This window comes from Methanosarcina barkeri 3 (assembly GCF_000970305.1).
Lineage (GTDB): Archaea > Halobacteriota > Methanosarcinia > Methanosarcinales > Methanosarcinaceae > Methanosarcina > Methanosarcina barkeri_A.
The window spans coordinates 88,574-111,032 of the sequence record NZ_CP009517.1 but is presented as its reverse complement, the minus strand read 5'-3'; the positions used below and the strand labels follow the sequence as shown (position 1 = coordinate 111,032).

Sequence of the window (22,459 nt, the reverse complement as noted above, 5' to 3'; positions counted from 1 at the left end):
CGAAACAACTCCAAAAACTACGGTAAAAAAAGAAAGTTGAAGAGGCATGTGCATGGCAAGTCCGGAAGAAGAAGTCATAGCAATAATGAAAAAGGCAGGTATCGACCTTGCCGCAACTCTGCCCTGTGACAGGATCAAAAACCTACTTCCCCTCATTTCTGAGAATTTTCCTGAAATCCAGTTAACAAGAGAAGAAAACGGCGTGGGTATTTGTGCCGGGTTTTATCTTGCAGGAGGAAAGCCAATGATGCTTATCCAGAGCACAGGGCTTGGAAATATGATTAATGCTCTGGAATCCCTGAACATAATCTGCAGGATCCCCTTACCTATTCTGGCAAGCTGGAGGGGGGTTTACGCTGAAGGAATCGAAGCCCAGGTTCCGCTTGGCACGCGTCTTCCGACAATCCTTGAAGGAGCAGGGCTGAAATACACAATAATTGATGAAGCCAAAAAACTCCCTCTCCTTGAAACCGTGATAACAGACGCTTTTGAGAACCTCAGGCCGCATATAGCCCTGATCTCCCCGAAAGTTTGGGAAGGTTCGGATTGTTGTGCCTGGGAAGCAGCAGGACTGCCCCAAAAACCTGAACTCATGGAAAGAACATGTAGTTTTAATCTTACAAGGGAAACCCTCAGGCCTGTAATGCTCAGAAACGATGCGATGTGTGCAATTGCTTCTCAACTCGATGACGAAATTACGGTGACAAATCTGGGAGTTCCCTGCAAGGAATTGTATGCTTGCAGAGACAGAGAACTCAACTTTTACATGTTCGGTTCAATGGGGCTCGTCTCGTCAATAGGGCTTGGCCTTGCTCTTCGAACCGAAAAGACGGTCGTGGCCTTTGACGGGGACGGTAGCCTGCTTATGAACCCTAACGCCCTGCTCGAAATCGCCAGAGAAGCTCCGAAGAATCTGATAATTATCTGCCTTGACAACGGTGCCTACGGTTCTACAGGCTCACAGGAAACCTGTGCTTTACGCTATATAGACCTGGAAATTTTTGCAACCGCCTGTGGAATTCAAAATACGGTTAAAGTAAACAGCCCAGAGGGGTTAATAGAAGCTTTCAGGAAGTTTCGGGCCATGCAGGAACTCTCCTTTATCCATGTAATCCTGAAGCCTGGAAATACAAAAGCTCCCAATATTCCCCTGAGCCCTGAAGAGGTTACAAAACGCTTTATGAAGGCTTTAATAGTTTGAGGTTTGAAGAACTTTGAAGTAAAGAACTTCTGAAAATCTGAAAACAAACCTCTATAAAATAAGAACCTGAAGTTACGTTTCCAAAAAGAGAAGAATTAGAAGTTAAGTTTTTAAAAACAAGAATTAGAAGTTAAGTTTTTAAAAATAAGAATTAGAAGTTAAGTTTTTAAAAATAAAAATCACAGGTTAAGGTGCACTAAAAGAGAGAAGAATATTGTCTTACTCTCTCCAGCTTATTTTTTCTACAGGCTCACTAAGCCTGAATCTTCCTGTGAGAATTTTCTCTTTAAGTTCTTCTGCTGCTATAATTGCCCTTGCACGATCGGATTGACGCAGGGTTACCTTAATGTCCCTGAGGCAGCCACCGGTTGCACACCTGACAGAACCCAGGTTTGCACTGAAAGCTTCTCCCCTGCACCTTGAGATGCAGAGTCCGCAGTTAAAGCAAAATTCCGGATTGTGTACAGCTCCATTTTCTCCCCGGCTTACCGCATTCATGGGGCAAGCTTCGATTACAAGGCAGTCCTTACAGTTAAGGCATTTTTCGGGCTTGTACTCAATATTCAGGTCCACGTTATCCCATACATCCCCATAGGTGATTTCACAGAGAGGAATCCGTCCTGCGAGATCTACCAGCTTAAGAGGGATTTCCTTATCCAGTTTCAGGATATTTTCCAGCATTCCTTCATGAAGAATTGGGATCGGAACAGCCCAGGTATTGATAATTTCAGGGCCTGCAGACGTTACAAACCCTCCCATGTATTCAGGAGTCATATCATGCATATCAGCAAAACCCGTAAGGTTAGGATTGTCCGGAGCGCTTCGAGTACCGGCCCCAGTTACAAATCCGTCCGCTCCATTGAGAAGTACCCTTGTCCCGATTCCTATAGTTTCAAGCCTGGGATCGTTTTCGATAGGATTTAACTCACCGCAACCACAAAAAGTCATTTCCTTAAACTCGCCTTCAAACGGAAGGGAATGGAAAATGGTTTTGATAGGCTCTTTTCCGGGATTTACAAATGCCCGATAATTCTTAAAGGCATGTCTTGTTGCGTTGAGTTTCGCATAGGGAATCTCAGATAGCCGTGTTTCTACCGAAAAACGGCTTCCTTCATTTGTAGTCACGTCAACTTTAACGTTTTTTCCTTCTACCATCTCCCTGAAAAGGTGTCCGCCTCCGTAGTTGGGATCCAGTTTACTGTGAGCGGTTCCGAGTACGATCAGGTCCAAAATTCCGAGCCTTTCGTTAGGGCAGGGACCAACAACTGCAGGCACGCCATTCAACAAGACTTCAGATGCCTTAACAAATGAATCGGGCTCTGATACTTTGAACGAAAGTACGGCATAGGTTCCACTCATAATGCCGCGAGTTGCGGTTGTTACAACATCCACATCTTCGAGCTTTATATCCTCCCCTGCCCGAATTCTTGCACTAATTTCCGCAGCCGTAAGGACGATGGCGTCTCCGGCATCGATTTTATCCTGAATTTCGGGGATTGTCCGGGACGTTCCTGTGTTATCTAATTCTCCGTTCATGTTTCCCTCAACCGGGATATTGAGTTCATCCTATTTTAGGAGTAGGGATTCCTGAGAATCAATTACTCTTGAGGAAAGAATAAGCTTGGAACTGGCTGTTTTAAAAAGTGAGATTAACTCAAAGTTCTTCATTATTTCTTTTTATTCTTTTTTCATATGAGAGTTTTAGTTTCCGGAGAGGTATGGGTCTGCCGTGACCTGGAAAATATATCCTGCAACTTGCATCAATCAACCTCTGCCAGCTTTCCAGAAGTTCGCAGATGTCATTTGCAAAAGGAGGAAAGACATTCCAGGGCATGATATTAAAAAGTGTGTCTCCAACGAACGCAGCCTCATTTCCGATCACAAGGCTTATTGAACCCGAAGTATGGCCAGGTGTGGAAATGACTTTTGCACCAGGGATATATTTTCCAAGGTCATATTCGTTTTCTACCACGATATCAGGATCGATAGGCTGATGTTTTAATTTAGAAACCATCAAGGAGTTCCCAACTTTCGAAATCAGATCTGAGAACCACGTAGTACCTCTTGGAAAGGAGGTTATGCCCTTTTCAAGACATCTTTTTTCGGACGCATGAACCAGAACCTTTGCTCTACTTCGTTTTTTTGTTTCCGCAAGGCAGCCCGTATGATCATAATGAGTATGAGTGAGAATGATCAGAACTATATTCTGAAACACAAGGTTGTTTTGCTCGAGGGCGATTTGAATGTTTTTGATTTTTCCCGGACATCCTGCATCCACAAGAACACCCCTCCCAGATGAAACTATTAGATAAGAGTTAGAATGCCCCATTGGGATACTAATAATAGTGTAAGACTTCTCGCACTCTGGTCTCTTACTTTTCAAGCTCTTACGGCTTAGCCGGTTGTCTTCACTGGATATCATTCATGTTTCTCCTCAAAACTGGGAAGAGTTTCGTTATCGTTACGTGCTTTACATTGTGCTGCCTTACGTTGAGCCTTTTTTGCTTATTGAGCAGCTTTTACTTTGAGCCTCTTTTTACTTATTAAGCTGCTTTTACCTTGAGCCACTTTTTACTTGTTGAGCTGCTTTTACTTTGAGCTACATTTCGATATTTCCTATAACAGATTTTATGCTCTCCAGAGATTGAGATAAAGTATTCCGACTTACCAAAGAAATATCAATTTACTAAAGAAATATCGATTTACTGAAGAATTATCGACTTACTAAAGAACTATATTCCATAAAAAAATCAGAAGATTAAGTTTGAAGAGTTACAGGTAAAGGATTTTGCAATACTGGTTGGAAAACAAAGTATCTAAAAAGATTTATCATTAGAACCCTGAGAAGAAAACCGGATGCAAACTATATAAAAATTTAATGTTTTTAAAGATTGATTCGATTAGAAAAGGTCCATACCACCCAAAACTTATATAAATGATGATGCGTACTATGGAGTTGCACTTTTGTGCTAAAAGCGGAAGCAACAAACTACTGGGCTCGTGGTCTAGACGGTTATGACGTCGCCTTGACATGGCGGAGGTCCTGAGTTCGAATCTCAGCGGGCCCACTTAAAAAATTTCCGGAGAGTTTTCCGGAATGTTAAAACGAAAATAAAAAATAAGTTATCATTCACTCTAAGTATACTTTAAATTAACCTGCCTGCCCAGGTAGCTCAGTGGGAGAGCGCTGCCCTGAAGAGGCAGTTGTCCCCGGTTCGAATCCGGGTCTGGGCACCATAATAGAACATCAGTAGTGTAGCGGTCATCACCGGGCGTTGCCAACGCTCGAACCCGGGTTCGAATCCCGGCTGGTGTATAACTTTTTTAATGTAGTGCTTCGGATAAGTATTTCCAGATGCAAAAAACAAAAACAATATGGGCTCGTGGTCTAGACGGTTATGACGTCGCCTTGACATGGCGGAGGTCCTGAGTTCGAATCTCAGCGGGCCCACTTAAAAAATTTCCGGAGAGTTTTCCGGAATGTTAAAACGAAAATAAAAAATAAGTTATCATTCACTCTAAGTATACTTTAAATTAACCTGCCTGCCCAGGTAGCTCAGTGGGAGAGCGCTGCCCTGAAGAGGCAGTTGTCCCCGGTTCGAATCCGGGTCTGGGCACCATAATAGAACATCAGTAGTGTAGCGGTCATCACCGGGCGTTGCCAACGCTCGAACCCGGGTTCGAATCCCGGCTGATGTATATTATTTTTTCGACTTTTTGAGTTACTTTCGTATAAGATTGAGTTTAAGAATAAGGTAAGTTGTTTCCTTTTCTCTTTCGTTTGATATTTCCTTCATCAGCCTCTTTCCTTCATATATTCTTTTTTAGCTATCATTTTTCCTTCATCTGTTCTTTTTTCATCAGTCTCTTTCCCTTACCTGTCTTTACTTGCGACATTTTTCGGAAAGATTCAGTATTAATATTTTTTGCTTTGAGTTTGAAAGATTTATTGTATTAGCCAATAATCCAATAAATTTTAGTTTCTGAATAAATATCTTTTATCTTTGCCTTAAAATTTAAATATAAATTTTATATTGTCAAATTTTTGAATGATATCAGATTCAATGTTAACCTTAGTTGAAGTTTAAGTTCAGAATATGTGGTATCCATGAAGTTTGAATATTAGATATGTTAACCAACTTATTGTCAACCAAAAAATTAATTAAAACACAAAATCATTATAATATGGATATACATCTCTAGAAGACAAAAATATAAGTCTGCTTGAAGAGATCTATACCAACTATGTTGCAAACCTGAAAAATCGTAAGGAGATCTAAAATGACAGGAAAGTTCCAGAAGAGAAATGCAGAAAGGAAAGGCATCAGGAAAGAATATGAACTGGAGCAGAAGTTTATAAAGGAAATCGTAGGCGAAATTCAGGTAAGCGGCGGTGGATCAATAGAGTGAGTAGAAGAGTACACATAACAATCCAGGCTGGAGAGATTTCTGAGCAGACTGTAGAAGTAGACGAGAGCACTACCTATGAAGATCTGCTTGATACTTTGGAAATAAATCAGGAAACAGTACTTGTATTAAATGAAGGGAATGCTGTTCCCCTTGATGGGACAGTCAGTTCTGATACTCTTACAATCCTCCGAGTTGTCACAGGAGGCTGACTTCCCAGCAAAAGGCAGAACCTCTCATTTATTACAACTCTTTTTTCCACTTTTTTTGAAAGTTATTATGTAGCGTTTTTATCACTTAGTTCGTATCGCTGCCCGAGTTCCGTCACCCGAGTCCCGTCTCGGGAGGACGGGTCCGTTTCGCTCACTTCGTTCGCTCAAGAGGATTAACTTATGAATAAATAAGTTTCACTTCCCGAGTTCCGTCACCCGAGTTCCGTCACCCGAGTTCCGTCACCCGAGTACCGTCACCCGAGTACCGTCTCGGGAGGACGGGTCCGTTTCGCTCACTTCGTTCGCTCAAGAGGGCTGAGTTATAATGAAGATACTGAACTGAGCTAGAACTGCGAATTTAAGGGCAAGAAAGGTTAGATTCTCAATGCGTTAAGAAAAACTGATCTACTCAAGTTTCTTTTTTCATTACTCAGCAGACATGGTTATACCTTTTTTCAAAAACAGCTTGCTCGAAAACCTTTTGAGAAAAGGTTTTATCGAAAACACGAGAAACATTGGATTTGAGAAACTTATCCCCTAACCCTATCGGCGTGATAAACCGGCGCAACGGTTTTGATCAAACGGCGCAACGGTTGATCTAGAAAAGTAGAGAGAATACAGAGCAAGAATGAAAAATAGCTCGAAGAATTAAGATTTTTGTTTCCATAATGGTCAAATTCCATAGAAGAATTATCAGCCATTATGGAGCAAGTTCGTTTTGAGGGTCTTTACTTTGTGGGAGTAAGAGGTACCTTTTTACTCATAACCTTCAGCTTCTTAATTGCTGATATGGTGGCCTGAGATTCTTTGTAAATTTTGTCTTCGTAATAACTGATGATTTCGTCAACCGGAGCTGCAAGAGCGTAGATCTTTATTGGGCGTCCTTTACCGGGTTTCTTTTCCGAACGAACGCTAACCCAGGACTGGTTGCGCATCAGCCTCATTGCAAGACTTACTTCTGGTTGTCTTAATCCTGTACTGATTTCTATTTCACGTGATGAAGCCTCGTCAACATTCATAAGATATGCCATAGTTGTAGCGACATTTCTGGACATCCCAAGGTTTCTTAACGTTTCAATAAAAATGTGGTCGTTTTCGTCCAGCACTTTAACTTCATAGTCTTTCATGATAACCCCTTCTGTCTTAAAATTTTACTGATAAGTTTGTCAGTTAAAATAATATAAAGATGATTATGTTTAGGTCTTCAGTGAAGACTTTTATAATTATCATTTAAAACTGACGACAATCACGAAATATATACACTGTGTATATATTTATAGGGTAACCTATTTCGTTTTGAAATTATAAATACAATAAAAAACGTTTTTACGTGATGTAGCGGATTGTTTCTGTTTTAAGTCCAACAACCGGTCATTAAAAATAAATATTTTATGTTTATAACCAGTTACTAGAGCCCCGTTTTGTCCGTTTTGTGAGATTGATGGGAAGGGCCTTACAGGCTGATTAATTAAACCTGTATAGGTATATAATTAGAAGGTTATTCATCTCTAACAATTAATAATGTACTCATACTATTTAAAGTTGTATATATTAAAAAGGAGTTGAAAAACTTTCAACTGGCCTTGGCACAAGAAACTGCATAAGATTTTTGGTATTTGAAACATATTATATAATAATATTTTATATAAAAAATTTCAGGTATCATATTGAAAATATTATAATTTTACTGATTAATAATTTGGACCCAGATTTCAGGATGACATGGAATAAGAAAAAACTGAATACTTATATATCCAGTTCAATGACCATCCATTGTTACACAGTTGAATACTTTAATGATTAATTTTTCAGTGCCAGATGTACTCACATTTTGTGCTCAATATCCGATTATTATAACATCACCGAATTGCAAAAAGACATGAAGCATCTTACAGAGTGTTTTTGGAATAACATCAACCAACAGCGTAAAATCAAATTTTCCGGAGCATTAAAATCAGTATCATAGTTCCTGATGTATGTACTTGTACTTATTTTATAACCACAGAAGATAAAGAAAACAGCATAGAAGACTCGACCCCGATTTCCTTTATTTCGAGTTTTCCATGGTTAACCTTTCGACTTCTGATTAGAGATGAAGTTCTGAAGCTTGAATATTATAGTTTTTTCTTGACTAAAATAAGTGTTAGAGTTACAATCTACAGAATTATTACTCAAATTAATTAAAGTAAAGATTGAAAAGTATCATTCTCTAAGTTCTACTCATAAGAATATAAACTATTTTCACTACAAACTCGACATTCACTAGAGGGACCTAAAAAAATTGCATGAAAATAAGACAAGCATTAATGCTTTATTTCTGAAAAAAATCTTTAAAATATCTACCCTTCAAAAAATACATCTAATTTTTGTCTAAATTTTGAATTTATTTAGTTTAAAACCGTAGAATTTATTGAGGAGGACGTCTAATCCTCCTCTGGTGTCTATTGTGAAACCTCCGCTTATACCAATATACGAAGATTTCAAATGGAGATTGCTTTCAGAAATATTAAACGTTTTTGATTTGCGATCCACAAAACAAATACTTTCACAGTACGAAATATTGCCTCTTGAAAAATCAATCCCTAATCTGAAAATCGTCCTTACAAGTATGTATTTTAGACCCCTCAAAAGATAATCAGTTCTTTAAGAGTTATTAAGCCTCAATTACCCAATTAAACCTGGTGTTGAACCTCCCCCATTTAAAGTATATGTGTTAAATGATTTATTTGCAATTTAGAAACCTTATATGCTTCAATTAGTGTATTAAACGTCTTTTCTTCTTTGCTTTCAGCATTGAATTTCGTGTGGATGAAAATGATATCAAGTGCCTTAGTCATAAATAAATATAAATTGTGAACAAACAAAGTTTTTATCTTGATCATTTACAGATTTTAAAGATTTTTGCAGATTATTTATCTAAAATATTGGTTTTTAAAGTGTACTTTTATTGGGAGAGTTCTAAATGCATATCTATTGCCCAAAACAAGCGTTCCATATCCTTAGTTTTGACATTGATTTGAAAGGATCCTGATGTATTTTTGCCTCGAAATATCTTATGTTGTCAGTGAACTACAAGATAAGAAAAAGCTACGAAAATTTATGAAAATCAAGTCAGTACCTTCTGAAGATGAAGTTTATTGCATTATGAGTAGCTTTGATCCAGACCGATTTATCGATTTCGTTGTTGTATTACTTAATAACGTTTGCTCTCGTCGGAAAAGAGGTTTAAGTCAAATTATTATCGATAGCACAGACATCGATCTTGACTTTAACTGGTTTAAAAAGAAGATTACCAAAAAGATGTTGGAAAACCGAGAATTTAAATGGGGCTATTCTACGCATAGAGGTTATTTTATTGGAATGAAGTTAACTCTTGCTCTTGAATATCCCAGTTTAAAGCCGATTGCTTTCATTGTTAATGAAGCAAATGTCAGTGAATACACTGTTTATCCTCAGACTCTAGAAGAGCTTAAAAGAAGAAAGAAAATAAGAGCAGGAGACACTCTTTTCTTAGATAGAGGTTATTATTCATACGAGAATTATGTAATAGGAATAGCAAAATACAAAATAGTTCCTGTTATTTTTCCTAGGGTAAATTGCAAATTCAACAAACTTTTCGACATGTTGAGCTATCCTCTGAATATATTTGATTCAAAAAGAAATACGGAAAACGAGAAGAAGCTTTACAAAAGATTAGTTATTAAATTTAAATCTTTGATCAAAAATTGGAAAGAACTTAGACCAATTAGATCTCTAATAGAGGACACGTTTAAATTAGCCAAAAAAGCGTGTAATATGGAGACTTTACACCGATATACAATGCGTTCTGTTAAAAAATACTGCTCTTTAGCTGTATTTTTAGCAGGGGCAGTTATTGCTTTCTGCGTTAGCGATAAAAAGGCATTACAACGCTTAGCTGAGAGCTAGGAAAAAAAGGACCATATAAGAGTTTCTCTTTACTCCGCTCTCTGTACCTCAACTTTTCAAGTATAAGTCTTTGGGTGCTTTTACAAATTGAGATTTAAGTTTTGACCTTTATATCACAAGTTTTTACCCATTATAGTGAACACATACGGTTTAACTAGTTCTAAATTAATGAGCCCTCAAATGGTCGTTCACCTTTCGATTTTCTCATATTCCCTCAACTGTTTTTTTGAAATAAGTATAGGTCTATGTCTTTTTTAAAAAGGCCTGTTATTAATCGATCACACTTACAAATGAAAAAACCTATATAATAGTTTGATGTACATATAACTATTAGGTACTTAACTCTATTATGTACCGCATAGTATGTGGTAATGATGCAATCAGATATGGAAAAATGGCAAAAAGAATTGAGGAAGGGTAGCACAAAAGTAGCGCTGCTTTCACTGCTCCGCTGCCGTGACATGTACGGTTACGAGATCATAAAGGAGCTGATCTCAGTCACCGACGGTGTTTTCGTGTTGACGGAGAGCAACGCTTACCCGGCCCTCCACATGATGGAAGGGGAGGGGCTGATTACAAGCTACTGGAAGGAGACGGAACCGGGCATGCCTCCCCGTAAGTATTATGGCATTACCCCAAGGGGCCGAGCCTTCTTCGATGAGATGAAAAATGAATGGTTGAAACATAATGAGGTAATGGACCGGATATGGAATTATAACGGATGAAGGGACTTATCATGGATTTTTCTGAAGATGCAAAACGAGAGATAGAGAAGAACCTGGACGAGTTCGTCAGGAACATCAACCTGGACAATAAGGAACGCCTGGAGATGGTTAAAGAACTACGGTCGACATATTACGAGCGGGCGGAAAACGAAGCACGTGCACGCGGAGTGAATATGGTATCGGTGGACGACGTCCGCGCAGCGAATGTGAACGTTAGTCCTCCCCGAGAGACTGCGGATAGCTTCATGAAATCATACGCACCAATGCTGAGAAGGGCGGGGTTCTGGTCTCGGCTGGTGGCATTCGTCATCGACTGCGCAGTATTATGTACTCTGCTTGTAGCGATCGTATCGCCTCTCTTAATGATACTGGCACTCTCGGGCATGCCAATGGAAGACTCCCCGGCTACTGATGTATGGTTTGAATCTCAGAGCCCGCTTTATGTCATCGGAATATTGATCGTCGGAGTGGTAACGGCACTATCGGCCTTGGTCGTCATCCTCGGCTACTATGTTTTCCTCGAGGGACACTTCGGCTACACCGCCGGCAAAAAAATAATGGGCCTGTGGGTGCTTCGGTCCGACGGTACAAAGATCGGGTACAAGGAAGCCATACTCAGGAACCTATCGAAGTACATCAACAACCTGATCGTGATAGACACGCTCATCATGCTGATCTTCTTCTACAAAGAAAGGCAGCGGGGCCTCGACAGGATGGCAGATACCATCGTCGTGTACGGAAAGAAAAATAGAGGGTTTGAAGAATCGAGGGATTGATGAATGGAGAGAGAAGAAAACACAAATTTGACGGCTTTCACCCCAATTAAGGGCAGTAAAGTGTTAAAAAACTCTCCTGTTAAGAATAGATTCGTGCCAGGTAAGGCTTATCTCAATTTTTGGATTGATCTCATGGCCTTCCTTTCCTTCTTTATATGTACAGTCTCAGGTGCAGCTCTAATGCGGATCGAGCATGGTGCTTTTCATAGTAGTGGTTATACGAGAGCAGGGTTGCTAAATGATGAACTGTTCTGGGGATTGCAGGGATATGAGTGGGCACATCTCCACAATCTGACCGGCTTGATTCTTGTAGCTCTCATTATCGTACATATTGCTATGCATTGGCGGCGAACCCTCAGAGCAGGCTATGCCGTGGTTTTTCTGAACTTTTTGATATGCACAGTTTCGGGAGCGGCCCTTATGCTTATCAGTAACAGCAAGTACGGCACAGTAACAGGTTCATTGAATGGTGAACTATTCTGGGGTCTGCCAGGCTATGAATGGGCACATCTCCATAATCTTATAGGCTGGATCTTTGTGGTCTTTGCTGTTATACACATAGTAAGGTACCATCGATGGATAGCTCGAATGAGCATTCGTGCCTTGCATCCCGGTAGGACATATGGGAGAAAATAGAATCAGGAGACTGATACTTAATTATTCCAATCTCGATTGTAGTAAAATATGGAGGATTTCAAAATGTCGGATCAAATTCAAGGAAGTGCAACTACAAAGAGAACCTTCTGGACTGTGGTATTATTTTATATGCTGATAGCCTTTGAGTTCTTTTACATGGCTAGCCCATTTGCGTTTTTATTACAAAGGGAGTGCTTCACTACGTACCTTCACGAAAAATTTGCTGAATAGCGGGTCATTCTTACCTTAAAACATCAGTCAAATAATCGTGCAATAATCTACTCGACAGATTCCAGCTACATTCAGATTCAATCACGTCAGATCTCCCTGGACAAAATTACATTTTCATTTTATTTATTCTTATACTAAAATAACTAAATCTTTCAAAAAGTAAGGAAAATTTATATGTTTTAAGAGTAAAAGAATAGTTAAAGTTGACTTTTAAAATACTTTTATTGATTCTTGACTATCCAATAAATATATTGAAGATAGTCGTGGTTAATCGTGGTTGTTATTATTGTGTGTCCTACTGAATACTAACTACTTGCTATATGAATACCAGAACTAGGTATTTCTGACATGAAAATGGATCGAGTGATCAAATGGAGATTGAAAAGCTGAAAATTCATTTCGTATTTTTTTCATTAATTATCTTCCAGTTATCTGTATTTTCTAATATTAATGTAGCTAGTGCCGCTTCAGATGAGCCTGATATCGAGACTTTAATTGAAGATCTGAATGCACAGGATGTAAATGTCAAAGCTACCTCCGTAAAAGCTCTGGTTGAAGCCGGAGAGCCCGCAGTAGAACCTTTAATCAAAGTACTGAATTCCAAAGACCCGGAAATTCGTGAAAACGCGGCTATTACCCTTGGAAAGATCAAAGATGAAAGAGCTATAGATCCACTCATCAAATTGTTGACGGACGAAGAGTGGGAAGTTGAAAGTGCTGCAACCAGTGCTCTTGTTGAAATCGGAGAACCTGTTGTCGAGCCCCTCGTTTTTATCCTGCAGGATAAAAACGAGGATGTTTTTCTACGGATGAAAGTTATTGCAGTCCTTGCTGGAATAAAAGACGAAAGGGCAATTCAACCTATGATTCGGGTCTTGAAAGAAGAACCAGAACTTCAAGCAGATCTCGGTTATCGTCTGGGCCTGATGGGCGAGCCTGCTGTAGAGCCTTTAATCCAGCTTCTTGATGACGACGATCCTGAAGTCAGGGTACGCGCAGCCGAAGCTCTCGGTAGAATAGGAGATGGCCGTGCAATTGGAGCGCTTACGGACGCCCTGAATGATAAGGACGAGACTGTTCGAGTATTTGCAAAAATGGGGCTTGAAAGCATTGAAACTCAAAAGAAAAATACGTTAATCGCCACTTATGGAAAGGAACGTGAGTTTTATATCGAGGACCAGAGGCGAGAATGGTTAAGTAAACTTGATACAGTCTACAAACTTTCAGGGAATTACATGAAACCCTATACATATCCAGAGGGGCCAGTTATCAGCTATGGATGGAGCATTGAAAATCGCATAGAAGTAGGAATTCTGGAAGGCTCGGAAGTTAATAATTCCACCCTTAATGATATTTACACTGTATTTGACAGTCTGGGGAAAGTGAATGAAGTTGATGACATACCTGTTGTATTCTTCTGCGCAGAACCTTTTAAAAATGATATAATGACTGAACGGAATGCGGTAGAAGAGACAGAAGAAGCCAAAAAAAATGGAAAAATTGAAGAATTAGAGGAAAGTGAAAAAGTTAACGGAACTAAAGAAGCTAGCGAAACTGAAGAAGAGGCAGGAGATTTGCAGTCACCAGTTAGTGTCCCGGGACCCAGAGCAATGTTTGTTTTGTCAGATTTATTGATTTCAGCCTTTATAGTAAACAAGCGTTGACTTGAATGTGATTTATAAATCTTCTTGTGTGGATTGAGGTGGGTGGCCTGTGATAAAGACTTCATTAACTCTTGCGCTATTTCTCACGTCATTACTACTTATTTTTCCGTTTACTTCCTTTTCAACGGCTTCAGCGTCTGAAATTGTTATTGACAACGAGCACCACCATCTTGGTGACAATTTTAAAGATGAATTGAATCCAAAGAACCCTGAAGGGCTGATTTACACAGCAAATTTTATTCTGGACCCTTCAGTAGATATAGAAAGTGCAGAGTTCAAATTGACAGGCAGAAGCGTTGTTCCCGGGTCGACGGATGAGTTTTCAGATAAAGTAAATCTCAATGGGATAGAAATAGGGTCCCTTAATGATTATATTCCGGCAGAAACTCCGGATTCTGTTGCAGTGAATATTACAGTTCCGGTTCATCCTTCTCTTTTCAATCCAGGAAACAATACCCTGAAAATCAGTGCCGGAAGTGATGCTAATGGCAGTAACTACGACGACTTCGAGTTTTATAACGTTTCACTTCATCTAAGTGAAGCTGAACCTGTAACCCTGAAACCGCCTTTGAAAGTTGCCTGGACCTATAAACTACCCTGGGAACTTGGGTATGAGACACCTCCAGAGATAACACTTGCTGCGGATGGTGTCCTCTACCTTGCTAGAGAAGACTTTGGAAAGACTATTATTATAGCATTGAGTGCGGAAACAGGTGACTTACTTTGGAGTAAAGAATGGAATGATGGACAGAGTGTTAGTCTGGGGTATAAGGACGGGGTTTTGTTTGCCGTACACTCTTCAAATATTGATGCACTGGACGCAAAAACCGGAAAACTGTTGTGGAAGAAAGAATATCAGAGTTTCGCGTGGGAAAACCCTGTTATTTTTGGAAATACATTATTTGTCAGCACACCTTATGACAGATATGTTGCTGCTATTGATGTGGAAAACGGGACTTTGAAGTGGAAATATGAACTCAACAGAACCGACTTTGGAGCTGAAGGAAGTAATTATTACAGCTTATCAGGACCTGTAGTGAATGGAAATTTGGTGATATTCAGATACCATGCTTCTCATTCCATCTATACTGAACCCATCGAAATACCTGAAGATCAAGAGTTCGAGCCGGAACTGGAAAAGCCCATAGTAAAAGAAGGTTTAATTGCACTCAATGCACATACTGGAGAGGTAATCTGGGAATATATATATCCGGGTGAGGTTTTATATTTCGAATCTTTCCTTTACAGAGACCTGGTTTATACTACTCTGAGCGAGAGAGATATTATCGCATTATCTGTTGAATCCGGAGAGGAAGTCTGGAAAACACATAACGGTAAATGGTCAAATGTTGTTGCAGCAATAAATGGTAAATTATTTGTTGATTTTCCAAATCCCGGTATCTTACAGGCAGAAACTGGCGAAATCTTGAATGAGTATCCCGGTTCAAAAATGAGTTTTGCTTCATCTGTTATCAGTAATAAATTCGTATATTCAACTGACCTGAACAACATATATATTTTTAATTCCAGTACCGGAGAAACCATATGGGGCAGTAGCAAAATAAAAGGATATGATGTGTCGAAGCCCGTACTTCACAAAAACAAATTATACCTGATTTCAACAGAGGGGACGCTGTATGCATTTGAGCATGGGGAAGAAGGTATGTTCTTTACAAAGGGCCTGGAGAGTTCTGCATTATATTATTTCCCCCAAATTTCCATTGCTTTAATGTTAGTTCTACTGATAATACTTCTGGCCAAGGTAAAAAACAGGGCCCTTGTCTTTGGTTCCTGGCTAATAGCTCTAACAGGGGTTATTTTTCTATCTCTAAAAGCCTTAGAACCTTATACCGCAGGGTTTGTATTCGGTTTCATGGCTGCTCTAGGCTTTATGACTATGTTTGTAATCCTTATGACCGGCATTGCGTTTCTTGTTTACGGAGTTCGGAAGAGAAAGAAGTAAAAAGAAAAATGGAAAAAATATAGAACCGGAAAACAAAAATGAAGTTGCTACTGATATGAACAATGCTAGAGTGTTTCTCTAAAACCATGGAAATTGAAACTGAAAACCTGTCATAAGCATAAGGATAGGAAAAATCTGGCTTTCCATAGTTATGATATCCAGATCAAATTTTCGAAGAGTTTGTCCTGGAATGCAGAGGTAGAGTTAAATTATATTATATTTATTAGCCGAAGGAAAATCTTTAATAGTAGTTAGACTAATTATGTACTCCTTTTTTCATTTATGGAGAGTAAAAACGGAAATTTCTAGGTTTCTTGAAAAGATGGAATATTGTTTCAAAAAATCTGAGAAAGTATGAATTCTCAGAGGAATACAGAAATATCGGCTACATGTCTTCCTCTACCTCAGGAAAACTAATTTCCTGGGCAATCCCACTATCTCCAATGGCGAAGGCCATGGAAATCAGCAAAGCTACGCTAACAACTTGATTTTTAAAACTGCGAAAAAGGCCTGCTGAAAACAAAAACTTTTCCGAAGGACGGAGGGATCTGCCTGCTCGAACTCACCGATAAATGGAAAAAAGCATTTGATATCGAACATTGATAGATATAAGGTTTTTTGAAATGATCCGAAAATTTTGGATGAACGAAAACTTAGATTTCTGGAGAGAATCTTTGAGAAACTCACTACCTGGCTTAACGAGGAAAAAGTATGACAGATGAACGGGAAATGAGGTCTGCAAGCATCGGAAAGCTTTTCCTGAAATTTGTTCTCCCGGCAACTATAGGGTTGATAGTTGCCGGAATCCAGGGAGTCATTGACGGTTTCTTTGTCGGGAATACTGTGGGAAGCCAGGGGCTTGCAGGAATAACTCTTGCATTTCCTGCACTTTTAGCCATAATTGCTGTAGGACAGATGATAGGGATAGGAACTTCAAGCCTTGTAGCCCTGGCCCTTGGCAGAACTGATCGACAGAAAGCCATCAGACTAATACACAACGCTTTCCCTCTTCTCTTGCTTGCGGGAATAGGACTCACCGTTATCGGACTGACTTTTTCGGATTCTTATCTCCGCTTTCTGGGAGCCTCTGGCCCGGTTTTTGACATGGCAAATAGTTATCTCAGAGTCCTATTTTCAGGGTCGGTACTTCTAACTATGTCCATTGGTCTCGAACCTCTAGTACGAAATGACGGAAAACCCAGACTTGCTATGATATGTGTGGTTGCGAGTGTTTTCGTAAATATGATTCTTGACTATCTCTTTGTCATGCGAATGGGAATGGGGGTTAAGGGAGCTGCCATAGCCACTGTTATTGCTTTTTCTCTTTCCGGAATTCTGCTCGCTCTGTACTTTTTCAGCAGATGGGCAGGACTGAGGCTAAAACCCGGTTCCCTCTCCCTGGAATCGAGAATAATTATCAGAATTATGAAAGCAGGCTTTCCTTCTTTTGCAATGCAGTTTTCAACTTTCGTCCTGCTCATTGCAAACGAGTACATGCTGCTCAGTTACGGTTCGGAACTCGCAGTTTCAGGCTATGGAATTATAGGTTACGTTTTCTCGATTTTCTCTTTGATTTTTGAAGGAATAGCAGTTGGCACCCAGCCAATCATCGGTTTTAATTATGGAGCCCGTTGTTATTCCCGAGTTGCAGGGACCTTAAAGATAGCTGTTATTTCTTGCCTCGTAACCGGGTTGATTGGTTTCGTGCTTCTTTCCATGTATCCGGAACAGTTTATCCTTATCTTTAACCGCGACAGCCCAGAACTCATGGAAATTACTCTTAACGGCATGAAGATTTTCGTGTTTGCCCTCCTTACTCATGGAATAGTTATGCTGGGTTCAGTATATTTCCAGTCGATAAACAAAATCAGATACTCTCTTTTCATCCAGCTGGGAACAGTTTTTCTTTTTGTCCTTCCCCTACTATGGATTTTACCTTCCTTACTTGACCTTAACGGAGTCTGGCTTGCAACCCCGGCTGCGGAATTCCTGATGTTCCTGGTCGTAATAGGCTTGCTCTGGAAAGAGTTCGGTTTTCTCAAGAATGGATTAACTGTAAGTGAGGAGCGCCACTTCTCTGTTTCTGAGACTATATTAACTTCCAATGAAGATTAACCGGAGATTCATGCCCCCTGAGAACATTGCCGTTAGAACCTCTGTATATGGAACTTAAGACCATGATGTTAAGAAGCAAAAATCTCACCACTTTTTCCAAGGTCAATCATAACTCGCCAGTTCTCTTGTAAACATTACAAGCACAGATTAGTGACACAACTCTTGGAATACAAGCGAATGCTCGAGTTAGAAAAAGTAGAGAGCTGCATTATTTAGCAGCCCTTTTTCCTGAGGACTGATTTCTCCAATCCAGCTTGTTTGAGTTACTGGCTCTTAACTCATTTGCAAAGGATCTACCTTCATATACTCTCGCAGCACGGTTGTTGCGTAGCTTCCCTTCGGTAACATGAATTCAAGCACAGCTTTTGACTTTCCAGGATTCAGTTCATCCTCTCCGACCTCAAACTTCGGTTCAACCTGCAGAAGAACTTCTCTACGGGTGCCTTTCGAACTCATTTCAGGAACTTTTTCTATATTGAAACCCTGTAGAGGGACTTTGAGTTCCTTGAGAACTGCCTGTTCGATCTCTCCCGGAATACCTGACGCAAATTCCGTAGTATAGCCCGGAAGAGGAGCGGTTATGAAAGCCCGGTTTCTCTTAATAAGGCGGTTCATGGCAATTACGGTTTCCGATGTGACCTGTTCGGTTTTTGAAGAATCCGGTAGTCCAAACTCATTCTTAAAACAAACAATATCGCCTTCTACAGCTTCATTTAAAGGAAGACCTTTTTCAATTCGTCTGCACAGGACTGTGTTATAAATATAGGACTGGTAACCGTGCACGAACATCCTGTAGAGATTTTTCGGGAGAACGAGAAAAGCTCCTGCAAAATCATCTGGATTGGCTATTAGATGGTTCATCATCGCTCTTTCGTGCCCAAGATGAAGAGGGTAGGTTTTCAGGCCTTCTTTAAAATCGCGTGTCTCTTTAACGAACTGGCGGGCTTCCTTTGTTTCCTCAGGTTCATCAGGGAAGGGTTCGGCAATGTAAAACAGAGCAGCTTTCTCAAAATCTCCCTCAACAATTGCTTTTCCTACCAGGTGCGTAACAGGGCGTACAGAGCCGAAACGCTGGATTCCGAAGAAGTTCGGGACTCCGCCCTGAGCAAGGATTTCGTTTGTGGTTTTTTCGAGTAATTTGTGTGTCTCCTCACTCGAGTGGGTTATATTCCGAATAGTTATTCTGAAATTGTTTCCCCACAGGTCTCCGAGTTCAACGGATTTCCGTGAACGGCCAAGGACTTTCAGCTCTATGTCTTTTAAGTGGATTTTCTCAATTTCCTGGGCGTCGATATCAAAAACGCTAATTTTCTGAGTGGTAAGTGCACGTTTGTCCTTTGTACCTGCAACGCTAATTCTCTTCTGACTTATCTGGAGGATTTTTGCAAGAGTTCGGGTCAGGTGATGTGTGTCCCAATCGCGCTTTACTAGTTCAAGAATTAGATATTTTCCTTCCTGTTCTTCCTCTCTGTTCGTAATTTCTTTAACAATAAAATCCTCAACTTCCTGCCGAAGCTGCCCTCCAAGGCCATCAGTATCTGTGGAGTAAAGATCTATTCCGATTTGTTTTTCAATTTTCGGCACTTCCATGGGTTAAAAACACTCCTCTATTACATATTTAGTGAAAATTATAAAGGCCATCTGGGATTAATATCAATAGCTTTTACTTCGTTCGTGCTTACAAAGGTCCAGCTTCTATATGTTTCGTTTCCTCCGGTGACCTTAACTTCCGCCTGGGCCGTTTTCCCTGGTAGCCCGCCTGCATAAAGGCTCGAGGTCGGGTCAAGCATCAACCAGGAACCGTATTCATCGGTCAGGTAATTCACATCAACGTTTCCGTAATAAGCCCTTACACCCTCAACTGCAGCATTTGTCGCATCGGTCCCATTGCCTATATATACTGCTGCAAAAGCATGAGTATTGGTCAGGTAGACCCGGGTTGTACCCCCTACGGCCTCAAGCATGGATGAAAGGAGAATTGCCTGGTCCTCACAATCTCCGGCTCCTATTTTCAGGGTAACGTTGGCTGGTTCCCATATGTCGTTACCTCTTGGGTCACTTACGTATTCTACCTTCTCTTTTACCATGTCAAAAAGGGCACAGACCTGATAGATATTATATGCTCCCGGATATGTGCGAGCCACCTGGGCTGCCTTGCCCCTTATATCAGGCTCGGCTGGTTCCACAAGGTGGTTTATGGTTTCAAAGTAAGGTGAAGGGTTGTATCGGTATGTTGGACTCGATTTTTCTGACATTGGCTTAAGATTTACAGTAAAGTTTTTCAGAGGATAGGGCCCATAGTCATGCCATTTTCCTTCCGAAGTCGAGGCAAGCAACCAAAGGACAATACTGAAATCGGCTTTTTCTTCCTCAGGTATCTCAACTGCAATCACTCCGAGGTTCTGCTCTTGACCTGGATCGATTAAAAATCCACGTTCCTCGGAATAAATCCGGCTTTCGGAAGCATTAACCGAAACCCCGTACCTTTCTATAAAAATTGGGTTTCGGCCTTGGTTTTTAATGCTGATTCTAACATAGCCAGTTCCTCCCTGGAAAAAATCCGAGGTCTGGTAGTTGCTGCTCAGGGAGAAACCAGGTTGCAATGGAGTCCTCAGAATGGGAGTGAGTTCGCTTTTTTTAGGAGAGTATGTTGGGATTGCCGGAAAAGTAAATAAAGCCGGTTGAGGTGTAAAAGCACTCTCCTGGCTTCCGGAATCCAGTCCTGAGACTATATAATCTGTTACCTCTTCTCTTAAATTCTCAATCGAATCAGAAGACAACACCCCCGTGAGTGCAACGAACACAAGGAACACAAATAAAATAGCAATTGTTGAGACTGCCTTTTTTTCTCTTGAAACCCCTGAACCCCTCATGATCTCCTCCTGAATCGAACACAGGCAGGCCTTCTATCCGGATTGGAAGAGCTATCACATTGATAGCTTCGGCTCAGTTTGATTTTAGTACCGTTTTCCCAAATCTGGCTTTCAGGTTCTTGATACTTAAACAAGTTTAAGGTCCCGCGTAACTTTATCTATAAGCTCTTCTTTTGCCGGCCCTATTCCAAGGACTGTAACCGTTCCCGGCGGAATTTCCGTAAGTCCTGCATCCTGTATCAGAGCTGTAGGCAGTCCTTCCCTTCTTGCTTTTTCCTTAAGTTCATACAGGTCCTTAAGGGCAGGCACTTTAAGGACAATTTTTTTCTGTCCGCCTTCCTTCCATTTTTCAAGGTCACTTTTGCTTGCCCATTCGGAAGCAGAAATGGCAGCATGAGCTACCTGTACTGCAAACTTGCCTTTGGAAAGCTTCAGGTCCTCCCGGGTTACTATACACTGTTTATATTCACTCATCTTTTGCCTCGGGTTTATTGAAGGTCCGTCTGTTTCTTAAATGTTTTCGATGGGGGAATCCGGAACGGTTTATATCCCGGTCTTCATGTTTATTTTTGATCATCTATAGTCTGATCGACCTGGACCCGGAGTGTTAAATCAAAAAATTTCTAAAAATCTACGAAATTCAAATCGATATATTGCTGATATTATGAACGGCATCATTTATAACTATTTCATAAAGTTTTTTCAATGTATTCTAGAATATATTCTGCAGGATTTATTCCCCATGCATCAAAAATACCTTTTCCGGACGGTGTTCCATTGACTTCAAGAACTTTAGGGTTTCCCTCAGTTCGGGTGGAATGAACCTCAAGTTTTTTATTAAGACTATCCTCGGTCAGCCCTTCACCAAGATTATCATCAGTTAGCCCCTCTATGATATCAACACCAGCAAAAGTCGTGCTCACTGCCAGAGCAGCCTTCTCAGCAATTTCTTTTTGTTTTTCCGTGAGCACACACCGATCTGCGCTTCCTCCCTGGCTCAGATTGTTGACCCAGGAGCCAGATGCCGCTTTACGGTAAATTGCTCCAATAGCCTTACCGTCAACAATAAAAGCTCTGATATCTCTTCTCGGATTCTCTATGAATTCCTGGATATACAGCATACCTCTTTCTTGAAGTAACTGCTTGAGAACTGATTCCAGGTATGAGGATTCCATTTTTCTATCCGAAAATTGGACTTCGCCATTCCTTACTCTTGCAATATCCTTTCCTTTATATCCAAAAACAGGCTTAATGACAGCATCTCCAAATCTTGATATTACCTTCAGGGCTGCTTCCATGTCCTGTACAGCTACGGTTTTGGGTACTGGCAGTCCTGCTTTTGCCAGAAGATAAGAAGAATGGTATTTATTTGCGGCATTCCGGATAGCTTCAGGGGAATTGACAACAGGGACCCCTTCGTCTTCCAGTTCACGCAGGATATCAAACCTGAAAGACACACCTTCGAAAGCTCCTGCACCAGCATCCCTTACAATTATCGCGTCAAAATCAGAGAGTTTTAGATCTCCCACTTTGAAGACCACGTTTGATTCTTCAGCTCTCGGTTTCCACGCTGCCGAGTTTATGCTGACCTCTGCAGCCTTGAAATCCAGAACAAAAGGAGAAAAACCTTTTTTTCTCGCTGCGTCGGTAAGCGCCCTGGCTGTCCAGTCTTCCGGATCAGTGATGACAATCCCTATTTTTTTCATAGACCCTCATTGAGAGAATAAAA

General features: G+C 40.5%; 17 protein-coding genes, 6 tRNA genes and 2 pseudogenes. 18 read left to right on the top strand and 7 right to left on the bottom strand.

The features are described 5' to 3' along the window. Window positions 1-52: 52 nt before the first annotated feature. Window positions 53-1,201 carry a sulfopyruvate decarboxylase subunit beta gene (comE, locus tag MSBR3_RS00485; protein WP_048105684.1) on the top strand — a complete coding sequence of 383 codons (1,149 nt, stop codon included), beginning with the start codon at window positions 53-55 and terminating at the stop codon, window positions 1,199-1,201. Window positions 1,202-1,420: 219 nt separating this feature from the next. On the opposite strand, the gene MSBR3_RS00480 is transcribed toward comE, so the two are convergent. Beyond that, a complete protein-coding gene (locus MSBR3_RS00480; protein WP_048105683.1) occupies window positions 1,421-2,737 on the bottom strand; it encodes a methanogenesis marker 16 metalloprotein in 1,317 nt (438 codons plus the stop codon). Window positions 2,738-2,855: 118 nt separating this feature from the next. Beyond that, complete coding sequence (locus MSBR3_RS00475) at window positions 2,856-3,623, bottom strand: MBL fold metallo-hydrolase (protein ID WP_080942151.1); 768 nt, start codon at window positions 3,621-3,623, stop codon at window positions 2,856-2,858. 572 nt (window positions 3,624-4,195) lie between these two features. On the opposite strand from MSBR3_RS00475, the gene MSBR3_RS00470 reads away from it, so the two are divergent. The 8 genes from MSBR3_RS00470 (at window position 4,196) to MSBR3_RS00440 (ending at window position 5,820) form a co-directional block, all read left to right on the top strand. Continuing rightward, window positions 4,196-4,269: transfer RNA gene (locus tag MSBR3_RS00470), tRNA-Val, on the top strand. 94 nt (window positions 4,270-4,363) lie between these two features. Beyond that, a tRNA-Phe gene (locus MSBR3_RS00465) sits at window positions 4,364-4,438 on the top strand. A gap of 7 nt (window positions 4,439-4,445) precedes the next feature. Beyond that, window positions 4,446-4,517, top strand: a tRNA-Gly gene (locus tag MSBR3_RS00460). Between the two features lie 61 nt (window positions 4,518-4,578). Beyond that, window positions 4,579-4,652, top strand: a tRNA-Val gene (locus MSBR3_RS00455). A 94-nt stretch (window positions 4,653-4,746) separates the two neighbouring features. Then, window positions 4,747-4,821 (top strand) — tRNA-Phe (locus MSBR3_RS00450). A gap of 7 nt (window positions 4,822-4,828) precedes the next feature. Continuing rightward, a tRNA-Gly gene (locus MSBR3_RS00445) sits at window positions 4,829-4,900 on the top strand. A gap of 582 nt (window positions 4,901-5,482) precedes the next feature. Then, on the top strand, window positions 5,483-5,611 hold the full coding sequence (locus tag MSBR3_RS21275; protein ID WP_268989100.1) for a hypothetical protein: 129 nt from the start codon (window positions 5,483-5,485) through the stop codon (window positions 5,609-5,611). Continuing rightward, window positions 5,608-5,820 (top strand): MoaD/ThiS family protein, encoded by a 213-nt coding sequence (locus tag MSBR3_RS00440; protein ID WP_048105679.1) that lies wholly within the window; start codon window positions 5,608-5,610, stop codon window positions 5,818-5,820. The genes MSBR3_RS21275 and MSBR3_RS00440 overlap by 4 nt, the downstream gene beginning before the upstream one ends. Before the next feature lie 728 nt (window positions 5,821-6,548). Here the strand turns inward: MSBR3_RS00440 and MSBR3_RS00435 are convergent. Continuing rightward, the gene (locus tag MSBR3_RS00435) at window positions 6,549-6,947 is read right to left on the bottom strand and encodes a transcriptional regulator protein (RefSeq protein ID WP_048105677.1); all 399 of its coding nucleotides are present in this window, start codon (window positions 6,945-6,947) and stop codon (window positions 6,549-6,551) included. A 1,319-nt stretch (window positions 6,948-8,266) separates the two neighbouring features. On the opposite strand from MSBR3_RS00435, the pseudogene MSBR3_RS21815 reads away from it, so the two are divergent. The 9 genes and pseudogenes from MSBR3_RS21815 to MSBR3_RS00400 all read left to right on the top strand — a co-directional run. Further along, window positions 8,267-8,437 (top strand): annotated as a pseudogene (locus MSBR3_RS21815) (IS5/IS1182 family transposase); the annotation flags it as partial. A gap of 413 nt (window positions 8,438-8,850) precedes the next feature. After that, window positions 8,851-9,747, top strand: a pseudogene (locus MSBR3_RS18705) (IS5/IS1182 family transposase); the annotation flags it as partial. A gap of 386 nt (window positions 9,748-10,133) precedes the next feature. Further along, window positions 10,134-10,472, top strand: a complete 339-nt coding sequence (locus tag MSBR3_RS00425; protein WP_230627640.1) for a PadR family transcriptional regulator — start codon at window positions 10,134-10,136, stop codon at window positions 10,470-10,472. A gap of 11 nt (window positions 10,473-10,483) precedes the next feature. Next, window positions 10,484-11,248 (top strand): RDD family protein, encoded by a 765-nt coding sequence (locus MSBR3_RS18700; RefSeq protein ID WP_196296982.1) that lies wholly within the window; start codon window positions 10,484-10,486, stop codon window positions 11,246-11,248. Between the two features lie 3 nt (window positions 11,249-11,251). Then, window positions 11,252-11,884 carry a DUF4405 domain-containing protein gene (locus MSBR3_RS00415; RefSeq protein WP_048105673.1) on the top strand — a complete coding sequence of 211 codons (633 nt, stop codon included), beginning with the start codon at window positions 11,252-11,254 and terminating at the stop codon, window positions 11,882-11,884. A gap of 602 nt (window positions 11,885-12,486) precedes the next feature. Then, entirely contained in the window at window positions 12,487-13,779 is a 1,293-nt protein-coding gene (locus tag MSBR3_RS00410; RefSeq protein WP_048105671.1) for a HEAT repeat domain-containing protein, read from the top strand. Window positions 13,780-13,828: 49 nt separating this feature from the next. Then, window positions 13,829-15,742 carry an outer membrane protein assembly factor BamB family protein gene (locus tag MSBR3_RS00405; RefSeq protein WP_048105669.1) on the top strand — a complete coding sequence of 638 codons (1,914 nt, stop codon included), beginning with the start codon at window positions 13,829-13,831 and terminating at the stop codon, window positions 15,740-15,742. Window positions 15,743-16,056: 314 nt separating this feature from the next. Beyond that, window positions 16,057-16,230 carry a hypothetical protein gene (locus tag MSBR3_RS20790; RefSeq protein WP_230627638.1) on the top strand — a complete coding sequence of 58 codons (174 nt, stop codon included), beginning with the start codon at window positions 16,057-16,059 and terminating at the stop codon, window positions 16,228-16,230. A 223-nt stretch (window positions 16,231-16,453) separates the two neighbouring features. Continuing rightward, entirely contained in the window at window positions 16,454-17,857 is a 1,404-nt protein-coding gene (locus MSBR3_RS00400) for an MATE family efflux transporter (protein ID WP_048105667.1), read from the top strand. Window positions 17,858-18,130: 273 nt separating this feature from the next. On the opposite strand, the gene truD is transcribed toward MSBR3_RS00400, so the two are convergent. The 4 genes from truD to mptN all read right to left on the bottom strand — a co-directional run bounded on the left by truD (window position 18,131) and on the right by mptN (window position 22,436). After that, window positions 18,131-19,447 carry a tRNA pseudouridine(13) synthase TruD gene (gene truD, locus MSBR3_RS00395; RefSeq protein ID WP_048105665.1) on the bottom strand — a complete coding sequence of 439 codons (1,317 nt, stop codon included), beginning with the start codon at window positions 19,445-19,447 and terminating at the stop codon, window positions 18,131-18,133. 38 nt (window positions 19,448-19,485) lie between these two features. Then, the gene (locus MSBR3_RS00390) at window positions 19,486-20,730 is read right to left on the bottom strand and encodes a transglutaminase-like domain-containing protein (protein WP_048105663.1); all 1,245 of its coding nucleotides are present in this window, start codon (window positions 20,728-20,730) and stop codon (window positions 19,486-19,488) included. Window positions 20,731-20,856: 126 nt separating this feature from the next. Beyond that, the gene (gene pth2 / locus MSBR3_RS00385) at window positions 20,857-21,204 is read right to left on the bottom strand and encodes a peptidyl-tRNA hydrolase Pth2 (protein WP_048105662.1); all 348 of its coding nucleotides are present in this window, start codon (window positions 21,202-21,204) and stop codon (window positions 20,857-20,859) included. 215 nt (window positions 21,205-21,419) lie between these two features. Further along, window positions 21,420-22,436 carry a tetrahydromethanopterin:alpha-L-glutamate ligase gene (gene mptN, locus MSBR3_RS00380; protein ID WP_048105660.1) on the bottom strand — a complete coding sequence of 339 codons (1,017 nt, stop codon included), beginning with the start codon at window positions 22,434-22,436 and terminating at the stop codon, window positions 21,420-21,422. Window positions 22,437-22,459: the final 23 nt, after the last annotated feature.